Here is a 24,630-nt window from a genome sequence, read left to right on the forward strand (position 1 = left end):
AAACCCTATTTCGTGAGGAAGATGGCAACGGGAACGACGCTGGCACCACGCTCGACCTCGAGCGAGATACGCGCGCCCGGCGTGAGCTGGTTGGCGAGGGCTGCGACATCGCTCGCCGAGCCGATGGGGCGGCCACCGACCGACCGGATCACATCGCCGGGTTTGAGGCCCGCGGCGCGAAAGACAGCGCCATCGCCTTGCGGCTGGACGACTATGCCGGTGACCTTGCCGCTTTCGGCGCGTGGCGCGAAACCGATACCGGCCTTGAGCGCAGCGGGCGACAATTCGCCCCCCGGCGTGACGGCGGTGCCGGCCGCTGCACCGGGTTCGGGCGTCGGCGCGGGAAGCGGAGTCGCGGTGCCCGTCACCGGCGCCTCGCCGCTCTGGTCGAGGAACAGGCTTTCGCGCGTACCGCCGCGGTCGAGCAGAACATGGTCGAACGCGACGCCGACGAGTTTCAGCCCCGGCGCGATTTCGTCGCCGACGGCATAGCTGTTCTGCACCCCGTCCTCAGCCGCGATGATCGCCGAACCGCCGCCGGTCGCTTCATTTATGTTGATCCCGAACAGGGTCAGCCCCGCCGAGGTGACCGTCGCGTTCGCCGGTCCCTGCGCGGCGCCGCGGAAGAAGGGGTCGATGCTGGTGAAAAGCGCGCGGCGTTCGGCGGGCGAGGCGATGACCGCCGTCTGCGGCTGCCAGGCGCCGAGCGGCGACAGCGGAGTGACCAGTGTCCACAGCAGGCTGACGGCCTGCCATATGAGCGCGGCGCCAAGCAGGCCGACGAGCAGCAGCGGCGCAAGGTCGCGCGGCGAGCGTTTGCCGACCCGCAACCACGAGGGCAGCGCGCGCGGCAGCCGAACGGCCGATCCGGTCATCAGCGTCGCCATCGAATCCTACCCGTCCCCCAGCCTGAAGAAACCTGTCTCGCGAATCGCCTAGGGGCGATCGGTGACAATCAGCTGACGGAGAGATTACAGTTTTTTGACAATCGGGCGAGTCCGCCCGCGCGTGGCGTCCGGCGCCGCCATCCCCGGCGAAGCGGGAATGGCGGCATAGGGACACGTCAGAATTTGACCGAGCCGCTCAGCGAGAAGGTCGTCCCGGGCTTGTACAGGTTGTAGTAGATGGTGTTGTCACCACTCTGCTGCATTTCCTTATATTTGGTGCCCAATATGTTGCGCGCTTCGAACTTCAGCTCGAACTCCTTGCCCGCCAGCATAACGCCCTGACGCGCCACGAAGTCGAGCTGGATGCCCGGACGTTCGAAAATGTCGGGCTGGCCCGACGGGCCGCGCCGCGTGATGCGATCCGACGCATAGGAAATGAGGATCGTCTGCTGCGACAGCTTTTCGGTATCCTCGAGCCCGATTTCGATGTTGCCGAGATGGTCCGACTGGCCGGTCAGAGGCGCACCATCGCGGAAGAACTGGCTCGCCAGCGTCGCGCCGGTGAAGGGGAAGGCCTGGACCGGATCGTCGGCGCCGACCTTCAGCTTCGATTTCGACCAGGTGTAGTTGCCGATCAGCACCGCGCGGCGATTGGCGAAGAAGCTGCCCCAGCCGCTAAGGTCAAAATGCTTCTGCGCCTCGACCTCGACGCCATAGAGCGTGGCCTCGGGCGCATTGGCAAAGCGCGTGATGACGCTGTTGCCGTCGAAGCTGGCGTAGGTTTCGATCGGATTCTTGATCTTCTTCCAGAAGCCACCAATCGACAGGCGCTGTTCGGGCGCGAAATACCATTCGAAGCGGCCTTCGGCATTATACAGCTGGCTGTCGACGAGCTGCGGGTTGCCCTGATAGGCGCGGTTGGTGTCCGGGTCGTAATAGGTCTGGAACACCAGTTCGCGGAACTGCGGCCGCGCGATCGTCTTCGACGCGCTGAGGCGAACCTGCATCTTCGGCTCGATCTCGTAGGTCAGCGTCGCCGCCGGCAGCAGATAGTTGCGGCTAAGGTTGGTGTCGGGCGGCAGCACCGGGCTGACAGTATAGACCTGCACCGCGCTCACCTGCTGGTCAGCAGTCTCGTAGCGCGCACCGACATTGAGGTTCAGCCCCTCGAGAAGATCCGCCTGCAGCTGGAAATAGGCCGCATGGTTGCGCAGCGTCGCGCGGAAAGTCGGGTTCGAGCCGGTGCTGTCGACTAGGCTGATCCCGGTCGGGCTGGGGTTCGCCGGGCAATTGGGATTGCTCACCGGATTGAGCGGCGGGAAACAGATCACCGCCTGCGACAGCAGCAAATCGGGCCGCAACAACGAGACGCCGAGCGGGATATTGTTGTTGCCTTGGAATAGGAAATCGCGGCGTTCGGTGACGCGGCTGGTGTCGCTGAAGGCATAGCCATAGACGGCCTTCACCGTCGGCGCGATTTCATAGGTGAAGTCGATTCCGGCCGAATAGAGGTTCTCGTTCAGGTCCGAGAAGGCGATCGTCGCACTGCCCGGACGCTGACCCGTGTTGAGCGTGTTCGTGAAGAACTGGCCATAGGGATCGGTCGGGCTGTTCGAGCGGCTGTAAAGGAAGCTCAGCTCGAACGGCGCCTGACGCTGCGAATTGGCGTAGCCGGCACGAACGTCGACGTTGAGGTCATCAAAGGGCTGAAATTCGCCCACGAACTGCGTGTTGAACAGCTGGCGCGCATACCAGGCGGTGTCCTGATACTGGAAGCTGACGCCAGGGTTAGCGTCGGCCGTGTCAGGCCGATCCTCGGCGCCGAGGCGTGCCTGCTTGATCGTGTCGCGGATATAGAGGTTGGTCCAGCGGACCTTGTTCTCGCCGAATTCGGCACTGAGGCCGATGAGGCTGTTCACGACGACGCGGTTGTCGGTGATCACCCGGCGGACATTGGTGTTCAGCGACGAGAGGTCGAGCGCGTTTGCGGTCTGCTGCGTCACGTCGCGGGTGCGCCACTTGCTGGTATAGCCTGCGGTCGCGATCAGGCCGATTTCGGTATCGCCGAGCGTCCACGACTTGCCGCCAGTGATATTGGCACCCCAGTTGACGGGCATATTGTCGTTGCGCTGGAGCAGCGCATTGCGCGGGGTAACGAACTGGCCTGCGATCGCCTGTTGGTTCACCGTCGGATCGTTGATGCGCAGGCCCGAGGCGCGCCACGCGGCATAGGCCGACGGCAACTTGCGCCCGCCGTCGCCGAAGCCGGTCCAGTCGCTGCCGGTGCCAAAATAGGTATAGCCGAGCTGGCCTGTCGTTTCGGAGTTACCGCCGATGCTGCCGCCGATTTGCAGGAAGGGTTCGCGCGGGACCGCCTTCGTCGTCAGGTTGATCACGCCGCCGCCGAATTCGCCGGGGAAGTTCGCCGAATAGCTTTTCTGCACCAGCGACGAGGCGATGATGCCCGAGGGGAAGATGTCGAGCGGCACGACGCGCTTCAACGGCTCGGGGCTCGGGAGGGGAGACCCGTTGAGCAGCGCCAGCGAATAGCGGTCGCCAAGGCCGCGGACGTAGACGAAGCCGTTGCCGACGACGCTGAGGCCGGTGACGCGGCCGAGCGCGCCGGCGATATTGCCCTCGCCCGTGCGCGCGATGTCGGCGGCGCCGAGGACCGAGACGACCTGCGGCGCGGTGCGCTCGACATTGGCATTGCGGCGGCCGGTCACGACAATGTCGCCGCCGCCAGGGATCGAAATATCGAGATCGTCGGCAGGCGCTTCCGCTGCCGCGTCGGCAGGCGCTTCCGCTGCCGCGTCGGCAGGCGCTTCAGCGGCCGGATCGACCGCCGGCGGCGCGGGGGTGTCCGCCGCGGGATCCGACTGCGCCATCGCCGTGGCGGGCGCGACGAGCGCCGTGGAAATCAACAACAGGCTGGCGAGCCGGATCGGCTTGGACATGACAGTCACCCCTCAGGAAACCCGAAAATATGCATGAGAGGGGGCGGCACGATGCCGCCCCCTCCCCAATCGAAGCAAAGGCCTCAGGTGGTCGGCACCGAGGTGCACAGACCCGAGTTGCCGGTGCCGAAGTTCGCGGTGGCGCTGTTGCAGGTCCAGCCCTGATACCAGGTGTCGCTCGCGTCCTTGACCGCGCCGATATAGGTCGGGGCGTCGAAGAAGCCGGCGCGGGTCTGCTCGATCCCGTTGAACGTGCTGCCGTTCAGCGTCGAGACGTTGAACGGCGTCACAGCCGTTTCGGTCGCGCCGTTGATGTAGAGGCTGGTCAGCGTCGGCGTATAGGCATCGTTGTTGCCGTTGGTGCCGGTGCCGAAGATCGCCTGCACTTCAGCCGCGGTGACGCCGCTGCCGATGTACTTCGTCGACGAACACTGCATCAGGACCGAGCGGAAGATCGGCGCGCCGAATTCGTCGATCGCGGCGTTCTGCGTGCCCGAGGCCGTCTGCGCGCGGCTGATGCGCAGGCAGGGGTTGGTCGGGCTGACGACGACCGAGTTGTAGACCGCGTAGTCGGTGCCGCCCCGCAGCAGGATCGAGGCCTGATCCGACGACGAGTTCTGCGAGTTCTGGTAGAAAACATAGTTCGAAACGCGGGTGTTCTGGCGGGGATTGTCACCGTCGAGCGCGTCATCCGAGTCCGCTTCGATCAGCGCGTCGCCGATGTTCGGACGCTGCACGACAATGCCGTACTGCCAGTTCGACTTGGTGCCGACGTCGGTGTCGAGGTTATCGTCCTCGGCGCCGACCGCGATGAAATGCTTCACATGGGCATGGCCGCCGAACACTTCGATCGCATCGTCCGAGCTGTTGTACGACATGATGTGGTCGATCTGGGTGCCCGAACCGACACCCTGCAGCGTCAGCGACTGAAGCTCGCTGTTGCCCGACAGGATGTAGCCCGAGAAGCGGATCTGGACATAGCTCATCCGGCCGCTGCTTTCGCTGTTGTTCGCGCCGCCGTAGAGCGCCGGATCAACCGAACCCTCGGTCTGGCGTTCGCAGGCGGTGGTGCCCGGCGTCGCAGTGCCGCTGGCGCAGTTGGTGATCTGGCTGCGACCGCTCAGCACGACGCCGCCCCACTGGCCCGACGAACTTTCGGTATTAAGCCCCTGGATATTGTCGCGGCTCGTGAAGATGATCGGCTTGGTCGGGGTGCCGACGGCCTGGATCGAATTGCCGCGGTTGACGTTGAGCCACGACGGACCCGATTCGCCATAGAGGATGACGCCCGGTTCGATCGTCAGCACCGAAGTGGTGGTGCCGGTGGTGGTCGAACCCAGGTCGTTACCGACGTCGACACGGCCGTTGATACGATACACCAAGCCGGCGATCTTGGGCAGCGTGACATTACCCGTCATGCGCGCGGGCAGCGTGCAGACGCGGAAGCTGCCGACGGCTGCGTTGCTGATCGTGCCGCTGTCGGTGAGGGCGCCCGAAGAAATGGTCGGGCAGCCGGCGGCCGGAGTCACCGACGGCGGGGTCGGGGTCGGCGTGGGGGTCGGCGTCGGCGTGGGAGTCGGAGTCGGATTGATGATGATCGTGCCGCCGCCACCGGGCGACGCGACGTCGTCGGCTCCGCAGGCCGCAAGGGTGGAACAGGCCACGCTGGTAAGCATGATCAAACGAACGCGTGCGAAAGCCGCCATGAAAGTCTCCGTTCCCGGTGTGCGCACAAGGGGGCGCTGCTGAAAAACCACCGGCGAACGAAGGAGAAGGAATCGCGCCCCGCCCCCGGTGACGCCGCCACTAGGATGATTCGATGACGGTCTGACGCCAGACCCGTGACAGTTGAGAGACTCTTTGGAGTCGTTTCGGTGACATCGGCCAGCGCCGCGCAGCCGCGCCGTCGCCCATGCAAGAAATAAAAGCGGCCACCCCCGCTTGCATCGCCTGAAAAGCTTTGCTAGGCGCCCGCTCCTACCTGGTGCCGGCCCGTCCGGACCATCATGATGTGCGGTCGTGGCGGAACTGGTAGACGCGCAACGTTGAGGTCGTTGTGGCCGAAAGGCCGTGGAAGTTCGAGTCTTCTCGACCGCACCATCATCGCCAGAATATGGCGGTTTTAGGTATTTAGCATTAGTATCGAGCCATACTTTCGTTGTTGGCGTAGCCAAGAAGGATTTGCACGGCGCACAAATTGCCGGTCGCCGCGTAATAGCTGACGGCTTCGTTCTGCATAGCGAGTGTGTTCCGTAATCGCCGTTCGAACTTCATCCCGTCGTCTTTGGTTGAGTGACCTTTGCCCGGGGAGCAGCCCCGTCAGGACGCCGTCAGAAGGCCGAGTTGCCGTTCAACATCGGGATCATCGTGCCACCGGACCGCGATCGAACGGACCAGACCGGCGTCGCCCCATCGTTCGCGACGCTCGACCGCTTGATGCAGCATCTGCAACAGACCCGGCCGGTCACCCGCAACCGATAGCAGGAAGCTTGGCCAGGCGCGCGATCGCAGATCTCCGGTCGCGAGGTCGGTGAGCGCCTGCTCCATCAGCACCGCATGCGCGCGCGCCTCGCTCTCGGCGAGCGCCGTGGCGACCGCATCGATCCGCCCGACAAGCCCGGCATTTTGACGAAGCGCGGCAAAGCGCTGCTGCGCGGCAACAAAGCCTCGATAGTCACCCTTGGCGAGGCGGATGACACTCAAACAATCGTGGATCACCGCAAAGTCGGAATGCCGACGCTCGAGGTCGGTCAGTGCGGCAATCGCCGCCGCTTCGTCACCCATCGACCATTGCGCCCAGGCAAGGTCGGTCTGGATCGCGACCGAACCTGGCAACAACGTACGGGCGTCGTTGAGATGCGACAGCGCGGCCTGCCCGTCGCCATGATCGGCCAAGATGTTACCGAACCAGAAATGGCCGTTAGCGTCGTTTGGCGCGAGGGTCAGCGCCCGGTCGAAATAGCGCTTCGCCGCGTCGAAGTCCCGGTCCCACCAGTAAGCGACGAAGCCGTTGACGCGCTGGGCAGAGGCGAGCGAGGGGCTGAGCCGCAAAGCGTCGAGGGCGGCGGCCCGCGCCTCCGGAAAGGCATCGGCATCGCTCCGGCTGCCGAATTCGCGCGACAGGATCAGCGCTTCGGCCAGCGCGGCATATCCCGGCCCGTAGCCGGGGTCGTCGCGCGTCACCCCCCGCAGGGTTTCGATTGCGCGTTCGATCGATCCGGCATTTCTGTCGGCGAGGAGGTCGCGTGCTTCGAGAAAGCGCTGCGCCACCGCAGGTTCGACTGGAAGCACAGGTGCAGCGGCAACGACGCGCGCCGGCGGGGCCGGCTGGGTCATGGCCCATAGACCGCCGCCGACGGCGAGAATGAGCAGAGCCGATGCCGCCGCTCCCGGACGCAGCCAAAATGGCTGGCCGGAAGCGGCGGTCGATACCCGGTCCGCGGGTTTAGGGTCGCGTAAACTCGCGGCCCAGGCATCGAGCTCGTTGCGCAGCGCGTAGACCGTCCCCGTCTTGCCCCCCGGAAGACGGTGGACGGGAAGCCCACGCTCGCGCGCCCAGCGTATCGCGGTGGTCCGGTCGCGTCCGAAATGGGCGCCGATCGATTTCCAGCCGTCGATGCGATCTGGCACGGACTTGCTGCTGGCTGTCACGGGCGGACAGGTCGGACGACGAACGGAAACACGCTTGACCCACCCCTTCTGCGCTGGCGGACGCCAAGGATCGATTGCGCGGGGGCCTATGCGATCGGACGCAGGCCTGCATCCATCATCTGTTTAGGCGTCAGGTCGCCGCGACGATGAACCGGTGGGCAAACAGGCAAAGGTCCGGAAAGCCGGAGGTTTCCGTCTTGGCATAGATGCGGTGCAGATGGCTGCGCGCTGTCGCGCGCGCGATACCCAACCGGTCCGACGTGCCGATCATCTCGCCATGCGTCAGCACGTCCTGCAGCACGCGGGTTTCGCCGGGAGTCAGGTCGTGCGCGCTCGCAATGGCGTCATAGGCAAGACCCCAGCGACGATCGACCTCGGTTACGCTCACCGCATAGGCGGCCCCCGGCCCCTCGCTGACGTCGCCATAGCGGTTACGCGACAGCGCGCGCGAGGCGAGCAGCAGCCGTACCGGCCGCTTGCCGAAGCTGAATTCGTGGAGAACCGGTTTGCCATCGTGCGCGGCCCGCGCCAGCGCGCGACCGAAGGCCGACCGCCCGGCCGCTTCGATTGACGCAAACCCGGTCAATCGTTCGATCTCCGGCCCCAGGTCGAGGATGCGGCCGTCGTCGCCAAGCAACACCAGCCCGTCACGCGCGCCTTCCGCCGATTGACGATAGGCCGAAAGCAGATCCGCCTGCCCGATCCGATGGCTCGAGAGATAGACGGCGCGCCGCAGATGCGGAACCAGCACCCGCATCGCCTCGATATCGCCGGTATCGAAAGGCGCCACGTCGCCGGTGCGAAGGATCGCGACTGTCGCGAACATCCCGTCGCGTTTGATCAGATTGGTCGCCAGATTGTCGACGATGCCCTGCGGCGCGATATATTCGCGGTAGAAGCGGCTTTCCTGAATCTCGTCCGATTGCAGCAATGGATATGCGGGCCGCGGTTCACCCTCGGGCGTATCCATCAGCGCCGGACGAAGGATATCGAGCGGCGCATAGGTTTCGACATAGGACTGCAGAAAGGCCGGATCATTGCCATATTCGGCTTGAAACCCGGCACCGCTGGCCCCGCCCATCCAGCCGAGAAAACCCGCTTGCGCGCCGAAATGATCCACGATCCGCCGAAGCAGATCGGGAAACAACCGCTCGTCGGCGGCAGCATCATAGATGGATTCGACCGGGAACACGTGACCTGGCTATGCCGCACTGCAACACGCTGCGCAATCCAAACCCGGTCCCCGCCGCCAGACGGGGACCGGGCCGGAGTCAGAAGGCGATCCGCAGCCCAGCCTTGATGCTGTGATCCTGTCCTGCCGACCCAATCACGCCATCATAGCCGACGCTGACGGTGATCCGTTCGCTTGGCCGGAAGCGCCCCTCGATGGCTGCCGCCCCCGCGTTCCGCGATTGTCCGGCGGCCAGGATCGAAAAGGCCGGACCGGTGCCGAAGCGAAGTTGGCTGACCGGTTCCAGCGTGCCGAAACCATGCTGCCATCCAGCCATGCCGGCGACCGAGAACGTCCCCGCCGGTGCCGTTTCGAACCGGATGCCTAGCGTCGAGGCGAGCGCATTCTCCTTGGCCTTTACTCCAGCCAGCGCCGCGCTGCCTCCGGTTTCGGCGAAGCCGTCGGTCTTCGCCCGAATCGCCACGACCTGCGCGAAAGGTTCGACATGGCCGCCACCGAGCCCGATGCGATAACCCGCTTCGGCAAAACCATGGATCACCGATCCGTCATAGGCGCCGAGCAGGGTCTGGCCGACACCGGGGAACGCAGTGAACCGGTCGGTGTCGATGTCGTAGCTCGCATAGCCAACGCCGGCCTTCAACGACAGGTCGCCAAAGCCGACACCCGCATAGCCGAGGATGTGAAAGCTCTTGAGCTTCGCATCGCTGGCGCGCGCGGCAAGCGTCAGGTCGGTTTCGAGATAGGCACCGGCGGCGCCGATCACCACGCCGTCCCCGACCCCGAAATCGGCCCCCAGCACGCCGCCGATCATGTCGCGATCGAGGTCGGCGGTGCCACCCTTCCCATCGCTCTCGCCCCAATTGCCTACCAGTTGCGCCCATACCGCGCCGCCCTGCGGCGCGCGGAGCCGTTCGAGCACGGCGTTACGCGGCAGGCGCGTGTCCTCGACCATCGCGGTGCGAACCGCGGGATGAACCTCGCCCGACAGGCCGTCGAAAGCCGCCTGCGCCGCCGCGTCGGTCGACAGCAGCATCGCCGCCGCCGCCAGCGGATCGCTCCCCGCCTGCCCGTCGAGCGCGGAACCGACCGCCGTCTGGTTCGGCGTCAGTCCGGCCGCCGCAAAGGCCCGCAGCCGCGCCAGTTCGACGAAGATCGTCGTCGGTGTGCTGCCCTGACGATAGCCGAGGAACGCCGACTGGAGCGCATTGTCGAGCGTGAAGCTGCCGACAACCCCGCCCGCCGATTCCAGCACCGTGTACCGCGTGCCGAGGACGAGCGGCTGCGGATTGCTGACCTGGAGTCGGGCGCCCGCCTCGATCGTGGTCGCGCCATCGGCGAGGAAGCGGTCCGACCCGCTACCCCCGGCGTCGACCGCGAGCACCGATCCGGCAGCAAAGCTGGCATCGCCGCTCGTCTGCACAACGTCGCCGAAGCCGCCATCGACCATCGTGATCGTACCGCCGTTGACCAGCGTCTCGAGCCCCGAATAGGTCGTGGTCTCGGCAGTTGCTGCCGATACGCCGCCAATCAGGCGGCCGCCGACAATATTGGCCAGCACATCGTCGTCGCCGCCGAAGACATTGACACCGCCGATGCTGTTCCACGTTCCAGCGTTGGTGAAGCGGTGGCTTGCGGCGATATCAGGAACTTCCGCGATGACGAACGCGCTCCGCGCCCCCAACTCGCGTTGCTCCTCCGGCGGATCTTCGGGCTCGGGCTCGGGCACGACGACACCGGCATCGAGCCGGACCGTGCCGAGCAGGCTGCCATTGTTGACGATTTCGACCGCACCGCCCGCCGACTGGATCGCCAGATCGGCCGATGCGGCAGAGCTGTTGCGGATCGTGCCGAGGTTGGTGAGCAAGAAGGCGCCGCCATTGTCGGCCAGATAATCTACCCCTGCGATGCCGCCCTCGACCAGCCCGCGGGTGATCAGCGTCGCTCCGCCCGCGTCGCGCGTCTGGATCGACACGCCATAGTCGCCGCCCGATGCATTGTTCACATCCATCGCCAGCGTGCCCGTCGTTCCCGCCGCCGTCGCGGCGCGCACGCCGCTGGCGCCGCCGGTCGCGGTGCCCTGCAATAAAATCCGCGCTTCGTCGGGCCCGCCGTAGCTCAGCGTCAGTCCGTTGCGCGTGCCGACGCTGTCCGTGGCGTCGATCCGGATCGTCCCGGCATTGCTGAAGAACGCGCCGTCGCCGCCGGTTCCGGTGAGCGTCCCCGTCGATACGAAATCGATGCTGCTGCCCGGTCCGGACGTGCTGATCAGCACGCCGTTAACCCCGGTCACATCGACGACATCGGCCTCGATCTCTCCGCGCGAAAACATGTTGAGCCCGGCGCCTCCCTCGCCCGACAGCGTGCCGGTCGCGACAAGCCGTGCATTGCCCGATCCCGTCGCAAGCATCAGCACACCGTTTTGCCCGCCGCTGACCGAACCAACGGTCACGTTCAGATCGCCGATGCCGTTCGCCGAATGCTCGACGCGCACCCCGTTGCCGTTCGCGATGACCGGCCCGGCGATCGACAGATTCACGGGGCTGTTGCCCTGCGCGGCGATGGTCACGCCGTCGGTCGCGCCAGTCACGGCCGCCAGATCAACGTCGATCGCACCTGCGGACGATCCTGCAACAATCTCGACCCCGCGGCCGTCGCGCCCTTCGACCAGGCCGGTCGCGGTGAGCGCGAGCGAACCGCGGCCGAGGTTGCGGATCAGGATACCCGCCCGCCCCTCGACCCCCGCGACATTCGCGATCACGTCACCGGCGCTACCACCGGTGGTAATGTTCATGCCGTTGCCGCTGATGTCGCTTTCCTGCGGCCGGACGTTATTACTGAGCAACTGGCCCTGTGCGGTGATGACAGTAAGCCCCGTACCCACATTGCTGATCGCGATCGCCGTCGCGCCCGAAGTTACGCTGCTACGCGCTGTGACAGTCAGATCGGTTGCGGTCGCAAAATTCCCGATCGTAAGGCCCTGTCGGCTGGCGACATCGAGCGTGCCGTTCACTGTCACGCTCGTCGATCCTCTGCCCATATTGTTGACCTGGATGCCGCCGCCGGCACCTCCGACATGGTTCGCCTCGATCACGAGGTCGCCGCCGGCGCCTTGCACGCTGTGGAAACCGAGGATCGCAAAGCCTTCGCTGTTCGTCGCGCTGGCCGTACCGGTCGAAGTGATGCGGATCGCGCCGGTGCCGCCGCGGTTCTCGACGCCGATGCCCGACGTCCCGCCGGCGGCGTTGTTCGAGATCACTTCGCTGTCGCCGCCGCTGCCGGTCAGCGCCACGACGGTAATGCCGGTCAGCGCACCGGTGACGGTTCCCCCCGCCTCGACGAGCACGCCGCCCGTGCCCGCATTGTTGACGATGATCCCGGCGCGGCCACCGCCGGTCACGTCGCCGGCGGTGCGGATCTCGACGCGCGACGCGCCACCGCCGTTGCCGACCGCGATGCCGTCACGCCCGCGTCCGATAATGGTCGAGGCATTGTCATCGTTATAGATTAGCGAACCGGAACCGGAAATGACGAGCCCGTTGCCCGGGCTGTCGATCCTGAAGCCCGGCGTCGTGGTCACCGTGACCGCGCCACCGCCGTTGATAACCGTTTGCTCGGCGCCATTGTCCCCCGAGCAGGTGGCGGCTCCGCCGGGCTGGACGACGCATTGGGCCGCGGCCGGGGCGGCAAGCGAGAGGGCGGCTATGGCGGTGGCGCCGAGCAAAGCGGCGCGGTGTTGGCGCGGGCAAGAAAATGGCTTGGTCATCGATCGTACCTCAAGGCTGGAAGGGCAGATGCGATCGGTTCCCGAACGCATGCCGCGCCCTCCCGATCGCCGTCCTTCCTGCCGGTCCCCGACGATGCGGACCAAGTTGCAAGCTGTTGCATTTAGTGGTTTTCGATAGCTCGCGGCGGCTTCGAGCCTACGCAACGCGTCAAGCTCGCACTGCAACTTACATCTTTGGGTGAGATGCTGTAATTCCGCTATCGGGTGCGGAGCCAAAGGCACGGGCATACGCGCCGACCCGGAATTGAGCGCAGGGCTGGCCAGTTGAGGACGCTGGAGTCATCAAACTTTCAATGGTTTATGCGCGGAGCTGACCGTCCGGTTCCGGGCGGCCCTTGATGGCCGTGTGCTACTGGCGCAAACCGGGGTGGCGATCTGTCGCCACCCTGCTTTTGACAATAATTCCGACGTGACCGGGAGCTCGCACCCGCGTCAAGCGGTCCCTCATTCGACCTCGACCTCGCGGGCTTCGCGAATGTCCGCCGACGATGACCCGGCCAGTATCCTGTAACGCCCGGGCATCACCCGCCACTGGCCTGATGTCGGATCGAACTGCGAAAAAGCACGTCGATCGAGCATAATGGTGACGGTGCGGCGTGCTTTCTGTGCGAGGTCCACCTTAGCAAAGCCGCGTAGCGCGATCGGCGGGTCGCCGGCCGCCGGCGCAACAGGCGCAATGTAAATCTGCACGACCTCCTTGCCCGCGCGCGCGCCAACGTTGCGCAGCGTCACCCGGACAGGCACCGCCGCCTCACCCTTGATCCGTGCGGGCGCCGAGAGGCCGGAATAGGCGAAGCTGGTGTAGCTGAGGCCGTGGCCGAACGCGAAGAGCGGCGTCACGCCCTTTGCGACATAGCCGCGATACCCGACGAGCAACCCTTCGGAATAGGGTGTCTTGGCGCCCTTGAGATTGATGGTGTCGTCCTCGGTCCGCGCCGGGAAAGTCACCGGCAGTTTGCCCGACGGGTTGACCTTGCCGGTCAGGATATTGGCGAGCGCCGCAGCGCCCCCCTCCCCCGGAAGCCACATGTCGACGATCGCCGGCGCCTTGCCTGCCCAGGGCATTGTCATGGCCGCACCGGCATTGACGACCACCGCAGTCTTCGGATTGGCGGCAATGATCGCTTCGACGAGCTTGTTCTGATCGCCCGGCAAGTCGAGCGAGGTCCGGTCGTAACCCTCGCCCTCGGTCGTCGAAGACGAACCCACGAACATGACCACGGCATCGGCGCCACGCGCCGCGGCAACCGCCTCGTCGAACGAAGGAAGCGGTTCGCGAATGCCGAAGCTCAAATATTCATAAGGGGTCTGGCCGTTCACATAGTCGAGACGGATCGGATAGCTACGGCCGGCTTCGAGCTGGACCGACACCGTCCGGCGGGGAATGGGGAAGCCGAGCACGTCGCGGATATCGGGCGTCGATGCGCTCGCCTTCGACAATACCGTCTTGCCGTCGAGCGTGATCGTCGCGTTGCCGGTACCGCGCGTGCTGAATTCGTAGGTGCCGCTCTTTTCGGGCCAGAACTGCCCTTCCCAGCGAAAGGCCGCATATCCGGTAACCTGCGGCCCCGCGATGTTGCCGCTGATCCGCTTCAGGAAGCTGGTTGCGGTTTCGCGCTTGACCGGTTCACCGCTCATGTCGGCGTTGGCATAATAGGTCGCGGTGAGGCCGGTTACGCTGCGATCGGCACCAGGGCTGAATAGCTTCGGGTTGGCGCCCGGCGGCGTTTCCTCGTTATCGACACCTCTCGCGTAAATGATGTTCACGCCCGGCAGCGCGGCCTTGAGTGCGGCGAGCGGAGTGCTCGTCTCGAACGGGACCACAGCCGAGCTGCCACCGCCCTGGATACGCACGACGTCGGCATTGGGCCCGATCACCGCGAGCGTCCTGATCGATGACTGCAGCGGCAGGACGCCGTTATTCTTGAGCAGGACGATAGCCTCTTCGGCTGCGGCCTGCGCAAGCGCGGCATTGCGCGGCGTCTGTTCGGCGACCGGGCGGGCAACCCCGCGCTCGATCGCACCGCTGCGTACGATCAGCCGCACCATGCGGCGGGCATTGTCGTCGAGCTGCGCCGTCGTGACCTTGCCTTCTTCGACCGCCTTCTTGAGTTTCGCACCGAAATGGTTCGGCGGACCCGGCATCTCGAGGTCCATACCTGCATTGACCGTCGGTGCGGTCGAATGGACCGCGCCCCAGTCCGACACGACGAAGCCCTTGTAGCCCCATTCGGTCTTGAGCAGGTCGGTGAGCAACCAACGGTTTTCCGCCGCATGTATGCCATTGATCTTGTTGTACGACGCCATCACCGACCAGGGATCGCCCTGTTTGATAACCGTCTCGAACGCCGGGAGGTAGATTTCGCGCAGCGTTCGCGGATCGACGACCGAGTCGACGATGAAGCGGTTGGTTTCCTGATTGTTCGCGGCGAAATGCTTGAGCGAGACGCCAATGCCCGCGCCCTGCGCGCCCTTCACATAGCCGAGCCCGATCTGGCCAGCGAGATACGGGTCTTCCGAATAGGTTTCGAAATTGCGCCCCCAGCGCGGGGTGCGGACGATGTTGACCGTCGGCGCGAGGAGGACGTCGGCGCCGTGCGCGAGCGTTTCCTTACCGATCGCCGCACCGACCTTTGCAGTCAAATCGGGATTCCACGTCGCCGCCATCGCGACACCAACGGGAAAAACCGTCGCCGGCTTGCCTTCGGGCGAACGGACACCCGTCGGGCCGTCGGTCATGCGGATCGACGGGATGCCGAGCCGCGGAATCGGGTTCAGCGTCATCGAGCTCTCGCCCGCGAGCAGCAGGATCTTCTCGTCGAGCGTCAGCCGCGCCATCAGGTCGTCGACGCGCGCTTCGAGCGGTGCCGATTTATTCTTGTAGATCATATCCTGCGCCTGAGCGCCGGACAGCGCCACCGTGGAGGACAGCAGAGTTGCCGCCAGATAGGCTGTCCGGCCCTTCATTACTTGATCTCCGCCAGATCCTTGGCCGTCGCGGCCAGCATCTCGTCGGTGATCTTGCCGTTGGCATAAGGCTGGAGCTGCGTCAGGCTGATCGCCTTGAACATTTCATATTCGGGCAGCGCCATCATGCCGGGGAAATGCTTTTCGATCACCGCCTTGCCCTTTTCGTCGGCGGCGATGTCCTGAAGCGGCGTGTCGAGCGTGAATTTCGCGTCGCTGGCGGGCGCGGCCGGCGCCGGAGCGGGCGTTGCGGGGGCAGGCGCCGGCGCGGCGGTGCCTTGGGCAAAAGCGGGAGCGGCGGCCATCAGCGCCGCAACAAACATGGCAATCTTCATTTTGCGTCTTCCTTTTCGAGATCGGCGACCATCGCTTCTCTGATCAGATATTTCTGGACCTTCCCCGTCACCGTAGTGGGGAATTCGCCGACGATACGTACGTAGCGCGGGACTTTATAGTGGGCGATCTGGCCGCGACAGAATTCGCGTATCGCTTCGGCATCGGCGCTGGCGCCGGGCTTGAGCCGTACCCATGCGCACAGCTCCTCGCCCATGCGTTCGTCGGGAATCCCGACCACGGCGACATCCTCGACCGCGGGATGGCGATAGAGATAATCCTCGACCTCGCGCGGGTAGATATTCTCGCCCCCGCGGATAACCATGTCCTTGAGGCGGCCAACGATATTGCCGTAACCTTGGGCATCGATCGTCGCGAGATCGCCCGAATGCATCCAGCCATCCTCGTCGATCGACTCCATCGTCCGCTGCGGCTCGTCCCAGTAACCGATCATTACCGAATAGCCGCGCGTGCACAGCTCGCCGGGCTCGCCGGGTGCGACGATGTTGCCATCGACGTCGACGATCTTGCATTCGAGGTGCGGCTGCACCCGGCCGATCGACCCGACGCGGCGCTCGAACGGATCTTCGGGCGTGGTCTGGAAGCTCACCGGGCTTGTCTCGGTCATGCCGTAAGCGATCGTTACGTCGCGCATGTTCAGCCGCTCGACGACTTGCCGCATCAACGGTTCGGGGCAGATTGCGCCGGCCATGCAGCCGGTGCGTAACGACGAGACGTCGAACTGCCCGAAACCGGGATGCGCGAGCACCGCGATGAACATCGTCGGCACGCCATAAAGCGACGTGCAGCGCTCCGCCGCGACCGCGCGGAGCACCGCATCGGGATCGAAGCCTTCCGAGGGGTAGACCATCGCTGCGCCGTGCGTGATACTTGCGAGGTTGCCCATCACCATGCCGAAGCAATGATAGAGCGGCACCGGGATGCAAATCCGGTCGCCTTCGGTCAGCCCCTGCGTGCGGCCGACGAAATAGCCGTTGTTAAGGATGTTGCGATGGCTGAGCGTCGCCCCCTTCGGAAGGCCGGTGGTGCCGCTGGTGAACTGGATGTTGATCGCGTCGTCCGGGTCGAGCGTCGGCGCGATCGCAGCGAGGCGCTCGCGGTCGGTGTCGGTCGCAAGTCCCGCCGCATCGTCGAAACGCAGCCAGCCGGGACGCGCCTGCTCGCCAATCAGGATCAGCGAGCGGAGCATCGGCAGCCGTGCCGCGTGAAGCCCGCCCGGCGTGCTCGCCGGAACCTCCGGGGCGAGTTCCTCGATCATCGCGGGATAGTCGCTGGTCTTGAAGCTCGTTGCGGCAACAAGCGCCGACAGTCCGACCTTGTTGATCGTATATTCGACTTCGGACAGCCGATAGGCGGGATTGATCGTGACGAGGATCAGCCCGGCGCGTGCAGCGGCGAACTGGGTCAGCACCCATTCGGCGCAATTGGGCGCCCAGATGCCAATGCGGTCTCCGGGATGGAGTCCGAGTGCAAGCAGGCCGGCGGCAAAAGCGTCGGACCGTTCGAGCAATTCCGCGAAATTCCAGCGGATGCCCTGCGCCACCGAAACCAGCGCATCGTTTGCGCCCCAGCGTTCGGCGGCGAGCGAGAGCGCTTCGCCGATCGTATGTTCGATCAACGGCGGCTCGTTTGCGCCTGTCACATGGCTCGTCATTTGCCGGGCGCCTCGCACGCAAAGCTTGTGGCCTCGTCGGTCGAGCCCTTGCCGTCCCATTTCGCGACTTTCGGGAAAGGACACAGAGGACGGGTCCGTCCGGCCTTTGCAGGCAAGCCGATATAGGCAAACAGATCATTGTCATATTTGGTCGCAATGATCCGCTCGGGCGCGGGCCCGCCCTGCCGCCAGCCATCGAGCGCGGCCAGCGGATCGAAATTGTTCGGTCCCGGCCCCGCAAGGCAATGCGACATGCCCGGCACCATGAACAGGCGCACCGAAGTGGATGCCGCTTTTGGATTGGCAGCGACCAGACGCTCGTAATAATCGACGGTGTTCTGTGCCGGAATCCCGGCATCGTTCCAGCCATGGTAGAGGATCAGCTTGCCGCCGCGTTTGTAGAAGGCGCCAAGGTCGCTGCTGTCGGCATCGAGGTCCCCGCCAACGCGCGCCTTTGCCAGCGCATAATCCTTCTCTAGATCGAAGTCCGAGAGCTGCCAGTCGGGATCAGCATGCACGAAATAACGAAAAAATGCGGTCCCGAACTTCACATGCTGCGACGTCTTGCCGGTCAGCCATTGCGACCAGGTGCCTGCCTCGGCCTCGGCGCCCGGCGCGAAACCGGGGTAGAAGGGCTTGCCGTCGGCGGTTTTGGTGCCCTCATAGAACAGCTTCGCGGTCGCGACTTCGCCCGCGGTCAGGCAATCGGCGCCATCGCCGCCCTTGCACGCCAGCTTCGCGGGATCGAAACGACAGGTACGCGGATCGTCGATCACGCCGTCCTTGACGCCATCGAGACCATCGCACGCGCCGAGCGAAGCGGACTGGAGCAATTTCAGCTTTGCCATCGGCAGATCGCCGCCGGGCTTCCCCGCCGCGACAGCATTGTTCGTAAAGGCGCTCGCCATGCGTGTCCACGGCATGGCGGGGGCGCCCGCGATGATCGCATCATAGTCGGCAGGAAAACGCTGCGCGAGCATCAGCGCCTGTCGGCCACCGTCCGAGCAGCCATGGAAATAGCTCGCCGCAAGCGGCTCATCATAATAGGCCGCGAGCACCTGTTTCGCGGCCTCGGCGCCGACATGATTGGCGCGCCAGCCATAGTCGCGGATTTTCTCGGGCGCGTTCAGCGCCCAGCTCGCATCGACATCGGCCTCGCTGAAATGCCCCATGTCGGTTCCGACCGCGGCATAGCCCTTTTGCACCGCCCCGCGCATCAGCAGCGACGGCAGCAGCATGTTCGCGCCGAAACCACCGTTGCCCGCGCCGAGCAGCTTGCCGTTCCAGCCAGCGCGAGCGGGCAGCCAGACCTCGACCTTGATCGACGATCCCGGCACCGGCGAAAGCGTCGCCTGCACGCGGCAAAAGGCGGCGGGCGCCGGCAGGCCGGGCTTGCCCGCCTCGAGATTGACCATCGCGCCGCCCGCTAGTGAGGTCGCGGCATCGACCTTGCCGCCCTTGAGCGCCAGACCGGTCAGCGCTTCGCAGCTATCGGCCTTTTGCACGGCGGGCGTTGGCGCGGGTGCAGGCTCGTTCGCGGTACAACCCGCAAGCAGCGATCCACCGACGAGCAGGAGGAGCGATGCGGCCCTCATTTGCCGACGAGTCCCTGGCTGCGCATCCACGCGGCCATCGCGTCGGTCCATGCGTCGCTCGGTTTGCCACTTTTCTTCATGCCGAAACCATGACCTCCGCTCTCGTATGTGACGATCGTGCTGCTCGCGCCGGCACTCTTCCATGCAGCGGCGAGGCGGACGCTGTCGTCATAGGCCAGCTTGTCGTCCTTCGCTGCCGCAACGAACAGCGGCGGAGCCTTCTTCGGCACCGCGATCGTGTCGGGGAGCAGGCCGGGATAGATGGCGATCGCGAAGTCGGGACGGCTCGCGGGTTTGTTTGCCGCCAGCGCCCACACCGTCACCGCGCCGCCGGCCGAAAAGCCCATCAGTCCGACGCGGTTCGGCTTGATGTGATAGCGGCCGGCATTCTTGCGCACCCATTTCACCGCATTCTCGCCATCGGCGGTCGCTAGCGGGCGCAGCGGTTCGACGGCTGTGCGCAATGAGGGAAGATTGGCCAGATAGCGCATCATCTGGAGCGGAAAATCCGCGCCGGTCTCGAGCAGGCGATATTTGAGCACGAAAGCGGTGACGCCTTGGCTGTTCAGCCATTTCGCAACCGCCTCGCCCTCGTTGTCGATCGACAGCATGTGAAAGCCGCCGCCCGGCGCCACGATCACCGCGGTGCCGTTGGGTTTGTCCGCCACATAGGGGGTCAGTGTCGCATCCGAAACATTGCGGACGATCGTTCCGAACGGCCCGGTCTCGCGCACCTCTTTCGAAGTCGCAGGCACAGGGTCCGACGACAGGCGGATCACCTCCCATGCACAGGCGGGAATCGCAACAATGGCAAATGCGCCAGCAAGGACGGCCGAGAGGCGCATGGTTATGACTTTCATTATTTTCCGTCCCGTGCGGCGGCGATGGCGTTGAGCGCGGGCGTGGTTGCCGGCGCCATTGCGGTCTTGTCGATACCCATCGACAGCAGCTGCGGTGCCGCGGGATCGAGGCGTGCCCAGACGGGCAAACCGCTACCGTTGGGATCACCGGTCTTCGCAAAATTGGTCCAGTAATCGCCGAGCTGTTTCGCCGCAGCGCGATCGGCGGCGGTTGCATCGGCAGACAGATTGCCGAACTGGAAGGCGACATCCGACGCGTGCACCGCACCGACGTCGGGCTTGCGCTGCCCCTCTGCGACATAACCGAAACGATAGAGGAAGGTCGGCGCCCCGACGCGAGCCTGCATCAGGCCGAAGGCCAGCGCCGGTTCGGCAAAGATCGCGTCGCCGCCAAGCCGCCGGTTTGCCTCGTCTTCGCTGGCATAGGCCGCCCTCACCGTGATGGCAGCCGCGCCCAGCGATTTTTCGACCGGGCCATTGACCATCGCCCGGAACGGCGCGGGGATGAAGCCGAGCTCGTCGTCGTTGTTGCCGATGATATAGGGAATGCGCGCCTGCTTCCCCTCGGCGAAAATAGTGTCCGCGCCCATGGGTACGATCATGCCGTCGGTCATCGGTCCCGAATAGCGATCCTCTTCCTTGCTCATCAGCGCGAGGCTGCCGAGCACTTTGTCGGCGGGCAGCGCGCGGAGATCTGCAGCGTTGGCAGCTCCCGCACGCGTACCGAACGCCTCGCCTTTCGCCTGCGCCTCGGTCAGCGTCGGCCAGTCGTCGCGGCCGCCGCCCGAGGCCACGATCGCACGCGCGAACAGGCCCTTCGCGGCAGGCGAGGCCATCAGCCGCGACACCGATTCCCCGCCGGCGCTTTCACCAAAGATCGTGACCTTCGCCGGATCACCGCCAAAGGATGCAATGTTGCGCTGAACCCATTTGAGCGCGGCGATCTGGTCCATCAGCCCCCAGTTTCCGCCCTCGCCCAGCGCCGGGTGCGCAAAGAAGCCGAAGCGGCCGAGACGATAGTTGAAGCTGACGACCACCACGTCGCGCTTTGCAAGCAGACTGCCGTCGGTTTCGGGCAAGGTGCCCGACCCGCCCACGAAACCGCCACCGTGAATCCAGACCATCACCGGCAATCTGGCGCCCTTGGCGGGTTCCGGCGTCCACACATTGAGCGTCAGGCAATCCTCGCTCATCGGCCGCGACCCGGGTTGGATACCGGGCAGCGGGTTCTGCATGCAGTCGGGACCATAAGCCATCGCGTCGCGCGGCGCGTTCCATGATGCGACGGGCGCGGGTGCGCTCCAGCGCAACGCACCGACCGGCGGAGCGGCAAAGGGGATACCCTTGAACGATGTGACGCCGTCGGCGCTCACGCCGGCAACGGGACCGCTGTCGATCGCAACCTGCTGTGCAGAGACCGGAGATGCCAAAAGTGCAACTGAAATCAGTGTGCTGCGGATCATCACTTGCCTCCGGTAGTAAAGACGAAACGGCCGGGGCCGGTGCGATAGATGGAATAGCCCTTGTCCTCGCGAACCGGGCTGGCGCCAGAGGGCAGCGCCACGGCGCCAAAGCGCGACGGCACCCAGATTTCGCCCGACGTGTTTGCCGGCACTTCGGCGGTCAGCGTCAGCCTGCCCCCGTCGACCTTCCACCCCGAAAAGGCGCGGCCGTAGATCGTTTCCATCGCCGCTTCGGCGCTCGCAAGCCCGTCGGGGATCGCGGGTTTGACCAGCACCACCTTGTACCCCGGCGCGCCTGGACGCAGCCCCGCGAGCCGCTGGCGCATCCAGTCGGCGATCGACGCGAAATAATGATGGTCGCGCGAGCGGCTGTTGAGGCTCCACGTCTCGAACATCGTCGAATGGCCGTTCTTGATCCACCAGCCCCAGCCCGGTTCGTCGGTGCGCGTCGCGACCCGGTAGGCGAGATCGGCGTGGCCATAGTCGCTCAGGATTTCGAGCAGGTAGCGTGCGCCATAGACACCGGTGCGGAGGCCCTGCCTGTCGACGTCGCGCGCTATGGTGTCGGCCACGCCTTGCTCACGACCCGACGGCACCATGCCAAACGCGAGCGGCAGGATATTCTGCACCTGCGTAGCGGGACCGACGACGCCCTTGGTATCGACCGTGCGATACCAGCCTTTGGCAGCATCCCAATAGCGCGCGTTATAAGCCGCGCGGATATCACCCGCGAGTTTCGCGTAGCGCACAGCATCCTCTGCCTTGCCGACGACCGCCGACGATTTCGCGAGCAAATCGGCCTGATGGAAAAAATAAGCCGTCGTCACCGCATCGATGCCGCCGCCGCGTGCATTGCTGTAATCCATGCCGCCCGCCGACGCCCATTCGGAGAGCCCCGCCGAGCGCTGGTAATCGGGCGCCTTGATGAAGGTCGCGGTATAATCGACCAGCCGGCGCTGCATGTCCTGATTGTCCGCAAGAATGCGCGTGTCGCCAGTGGTTGTATAGAGTTCCCACGGCAGGATCATCACCGCGGCGTCCCACGGCGTCGTCGGACCCCAGATCACGTTCCAGCCGGGCGTGTTTTCATAGCCATAGAAGGGTGTTGTCGGCGCGATCTCAGGCACCTCGCCCTTCTCCGACTGGGCATCGCGGAAATCGGCGAGCCATTTGGTCCAGACGCGCGCAATATCGAGGCTGCGCGCTGCGGCGCCCGCCGACGCCTGCGCGTCGCCGCTCCAGCCATTTTTCTCGTAGGTCGGCGTATCGGTCTGGAAACCGTGGAGGTTGTTGAGAATCGACGCGATCGCGGCAAAATCGATCTGGTTCAGCAGCGGGTCAGCGCTTGTAAAGCTTCCGGTGCGCGCGACCGCCGAATGGACGATCCGTGCGGTCAGCGCCCCCTCGGGCGGAATCCCGGGAAAGCCATCGACCTGCACATAGCGGAAGCCGCGATAACCGAAGCGCGGTTCCCATTGTTCCAACCCCTTGCCCGCGAGCGTATAACGGTCGGTCTGGAGTTGCGCGTCGATCAGGCCGGCGGCCGGAACGACCTTGCCATCGTCGGCGATGCGCTCGCTCGCCACCATCGATACGGTCATCCCGCGCGGCCCGCTGAGCTTCAGCACCGGCCAGCCCGCAACGATGCGTCCGAAGTCATAGACATGGACGCTGGGAGCGACCTCTTTCACCGCGACGGGCGAAATCGCCCCGACCGGTTCGATCGCTTCCGAGTTGGCGGCGACGAGCTGCCCCGTCGGCCCCTCGACAACCTGCGCGGCCTGCCATTTGCGGTCGCGGAAACCCGCGCGGTCCCAACCCGCCTGCACCAGCCGCGCGTCGAAGCGCTCGCCGCGATGCACCGAGTCATTCAGCGTCGGACCGGACACGGTGCGCCAGCTTCCATCGGTCGCGACTGTTTCCCGCGTCCCGTCGGCATAGGCGATTTCGAGCTGGGCCTTCAGCGCAGGTTCGGCATGCCATGGCGCCGCGTGGAAATACCATTCGTTCGGATCGGTCAGCCCGTACCAGCCGCGCCCGAGTTCGGCGCCGATCACATTTTCGCCGCGGCGCAGCAGGCTGGTGACGTCAAGAGTATAGCCAAGGACGCGTTTGTCATAGGCGGTGTAGCCAGCGCCGAGCGACGAACCGACGACGGTGCCATTGACCGAAAGGCGCGGCATGCCCGCCCCGGCATAATAGAGGCGCGCACTTGTGATCGGCCTGGTGAGACGAAAGCCACGGCGGACAAGCGGTGCGGGCCCCTCGATGGGCAGCATAAGATCAACGCCGGGCACGCCGCTGGCAATGACCAGCCCGTCCTTCGCCACGCTGCCGCCGGTAAAAGGATTGTCGCCGCGCGCGAAATCGAACGCGACCGCGGGACTTTGCGTGCCCGCCACGCTAACCTTGTGGACAATCGCCGCGTCGGCTTCCTTACCGGCGAAACCGATCGTGCCATGCTTGTGCACGTCATTGTCGACTGTCGCGACGATGGCGCCGTCGATGCGCGTGACGATCTGGCCGCCTTCGGCGCGGATCGACAGCGCGATGCGGCGCCCCTTGAGCGGCGGCGCAAGCTTGACCTGCCCCAGCCGCTCCATCTTGATCGCCGAACTCGTCCCGCCGGGATAGCGGCGGATCGCCTGGATCAGCTCGGGTCCATTCTTGTCGTCGGCGAGCGTCCAGACATAGGCGTCGCCATAGGTTTTGCCGTTGGGCAGCGCACGAAACAATATGTCGACACTCTTGCCGGTCAGCGTGAGGTCGGCGTCGAGGGTCAAATCGCCCCAGTCATGGTCGCGACGCCGCGGCCCCGAAATCCACTTTGCTTGCCAATCAGACGAAGCCAGAAGCCCCATTTCCCACCAGGCGGGTGTACTCCAGCCGGTAACTTTTCCGTCGGCGTCCCACACCTGCACCTGCCACCAATAGCGTTGGCGTGAGGCGAGCGCCGGCCCCGCATAGGCGATCTGGACATTGTCCGCCGAGGCCACCTTGCCACTGTCCCAGAGCGGCGCGGCCTCGAGGTCGGCTTGCGAAGTCGCGACGCGGACCCGGTAGGCACTCTGCAGCGCCACCGGCGACCGCCACGTCAGTCGCGGCGCCGTGGTGTCCAGCCCCAGCGGCGCCGCAACATATTCGGTCCGCAGCTCCGCCGGAGCCTGATCGGCCGCCCGTGCAGGCAAGGTCGCCATGCCGACGGCCGCGAGCGCACCCCAGAGCAGGCCTCGCAAGCTTCCGATCAGCGGCAACCCAACCTCCCC

At 65.3% G+C, this 24,630-nt stretch carries 13 protein-coding genes and 1 tRNA gene; 1 reads left to right on the plus strand and 13 read right to left on the minus strand.

The features are described from left to right. Positions 1-5: 5 nt before the first annotated feature. The 3 genes from ACQY80_RS01850 to ACQY80_RS01860 form a co-directional block, all read right to left on the minus strand. Positions 6-875 (minus strand): type II secretion system protein N, encoded by an 870-nt coding sequence (locus ACQY80_RS01850; RefSeq protein WP_428683068.1) that lies wholly within the window; start codon positions 873-875, stop codon positions 6-8. A 188-nt stretch (positions 876-1,063) separates the two neighbouring features. Continuing rightward, positions 1,064-3,844 (minus strand): TonB-dependent receptor domain-containing protein, encoded by a 2,781-nt coding sequence (locus tag ACQY80_RS01855; protein ID WP_428683070.1) that lies wholly within the window; start codon positions 3,842-3,844, stop codon positions 1,064-1,066. Positions 3,845-3,927: 83 nt separating this feature from the next. Next, positions 3,928-5,550: a hypothetical protein gene (locus ACQY80_RS01860; protein ID WP_428683072.1), complete on the minus strand. Its 1,623-nt coding sequence runs from the start codon at positions 5,548-5,550 to the stop codon at positions 3,928-3,930. Positions 5,551-5,857: 307 nt separating this feature from the next. Between ACQY80_RS01860 and ACQY80_RS01865 the strand changes: the two genes are divergently transcribed. Next, positions 5,858-5,944: transfer RNA gene (locus tag ACQY80_RS01865), tRNA-Leu, on the plus strand. Between the two features lie 219 nt (positions 5,945-6,163). Here ACQY80_RS01865 and ACQY80_RS01870 read toward each other — a convergent pair. The 10 genes from ACQY80_RS01870 to ACQY80_RS01915 all read right to left on the minus strand — a co-directional run bounded on the left by ACQY80_RS01870 (position 6,164) and on the right by ACQY80_RS01915 (position 24,618). Then, entirely contained in the window at positions 6,164-7,474 is a 1,311-nt protein-coding gene (locus ACQY80_RS01870) for a tetratricopeptide repeat protein (RefSeq protein WP_428683074.1), read from the minus strand. Between the two features lie 151 nt (positions 7,475-7,625). Further along, complete coding sequence (locus ACQY80_RS01875; protein WP_428683076.1) at positions 7,626-8,687, minus strand: helix-turn-helix transcriptional regulator; 1,062 nt, start codon at positions 8,685-8,687, stop codon at positions 7,626-7,628. A gap of 79 nt (positions 8,688-8,766) precedes the next feature. Beyond that, the gene (locus tag ACQY80_RS01880; RefSeq protein WP_428683078.1) at positions 8,767-12,450 is read right to left on the minus strand and encodes an autotransporter domain-containing protein; all 3,684 of its coding nucleotides are present in this window, start codon (positions 12,448-12,450) and stop codon (positions 8,767-8,769) included. Positions 12,451-12,915: 465 nt separating this feature from the next. After that, the gene (locus ACQY80_RS01885; protein WP_428683080.1) at positions 12,916-15,438 is read right to left on the minus strand and encodes a beta-glucosidase H; all 2,523 of its coding nucleotides are present in this window, start codon (positions 15,436-15,438) and stop codon (positions 12,916-12,918) included. Next, on the minus strand, positions 15,438-15,773 hold the full coding sequence (locus ACQY80_RS01890; RefSeq protein WP_428683082.1) for a hypothetical protein: 336 nt from the start codon (positions 15,771-15,773) through the stop codon (positions 15,438-15,440). The genes ACQY80_RS01885 and ACQY80_RS01890 overlap by 1 nt, the downstream gene beginning before the upstream one ends. After that, positions 15,770-17,446: an AMP-binding protein gene (locus tag ACQY80_RS01895; RefSeq protein ID WP_428683084.1), complete on the minus strand. Its 1,677-nt coding sequence runs from the start codon at positions 17,444-17,446 to the stop codon at positions 15,770-15,772. Before ACQY80_RS01895 ends, ACQY80_RS01890 begins: the two co-directional genes overlap by 4 nt. Next, positions 17,443-19,041 carry a tannase/feruloyl esterase family alpha/beta hydrolase gene (locus ACQY80_RS01900; RefSeq protein WP_428683086.1) on the minus strand — a complete coding sequence of 533 codons (1,599 nt, stop codon included), beginning with the start codon at positions 19,039-19,041 and terminating at the stop codon, positions 17,443-17,445. Before ACQY80_RS01900 ends, ACQY80_RS01895 begins: the two co-directional genes overlap by 4 nt. Next, positions 19,038-19,901 carry an alpha/beta hydrolase gene (locus ACQY80_RS01905; protein ID WP_428683088.1) on the minus strand — a complete coding sequence of 288 codons (864 nt, stop codon included), beginning with the start codon at positions 19,899-19,901 and terminating at the stop codon, positions 19,038-19,040. Before ACQY80_RS01905 ends, ACQY80_RS01900 begins: the two co-directional genes overlap by 4 nt. Continuing rightward, positions 19,901-21,364 (minus strand): carboxylesterase/lipase family protein, encoded by a 1,464-nt coding sequence (locus ACQY80_RS01910; RefSeq protein WP_428683090.1) that lies wholly within the window; start codon positions 21,362-21,364, stop codon positions 19,901-19,903. The genes ACQY80_RS01905 and ACQY80_RS01910 overlap by 1 nt, the downstream gene beginning before the upstream one ends. After that, entirely contained in the window at positions 21,364-24,618 is a 3,255-nt protein-coding gene (locus tag ACQY80_RS01915; RefSeq protein WP_428683092.1) for a family 78 glycoside hydrolase catalytic domain, read from the minus strand. Before ACQY80_RS01915 ends, ACQY80_RS01910 begins: the two co-directional genes overlap by 1 nt. Between the last annotated feature and the right edge of the window lie 12 nt (positions 24,619-24,630).

This window comes from Sphingopyxis sp. (genome assembly GCF_965279755.1).
GTDB lineage: Bacteria > Pseudomonadota > Alphaproteobacteria > Sphingomonadales > Sphingomonadaceae > Sphingopyxis.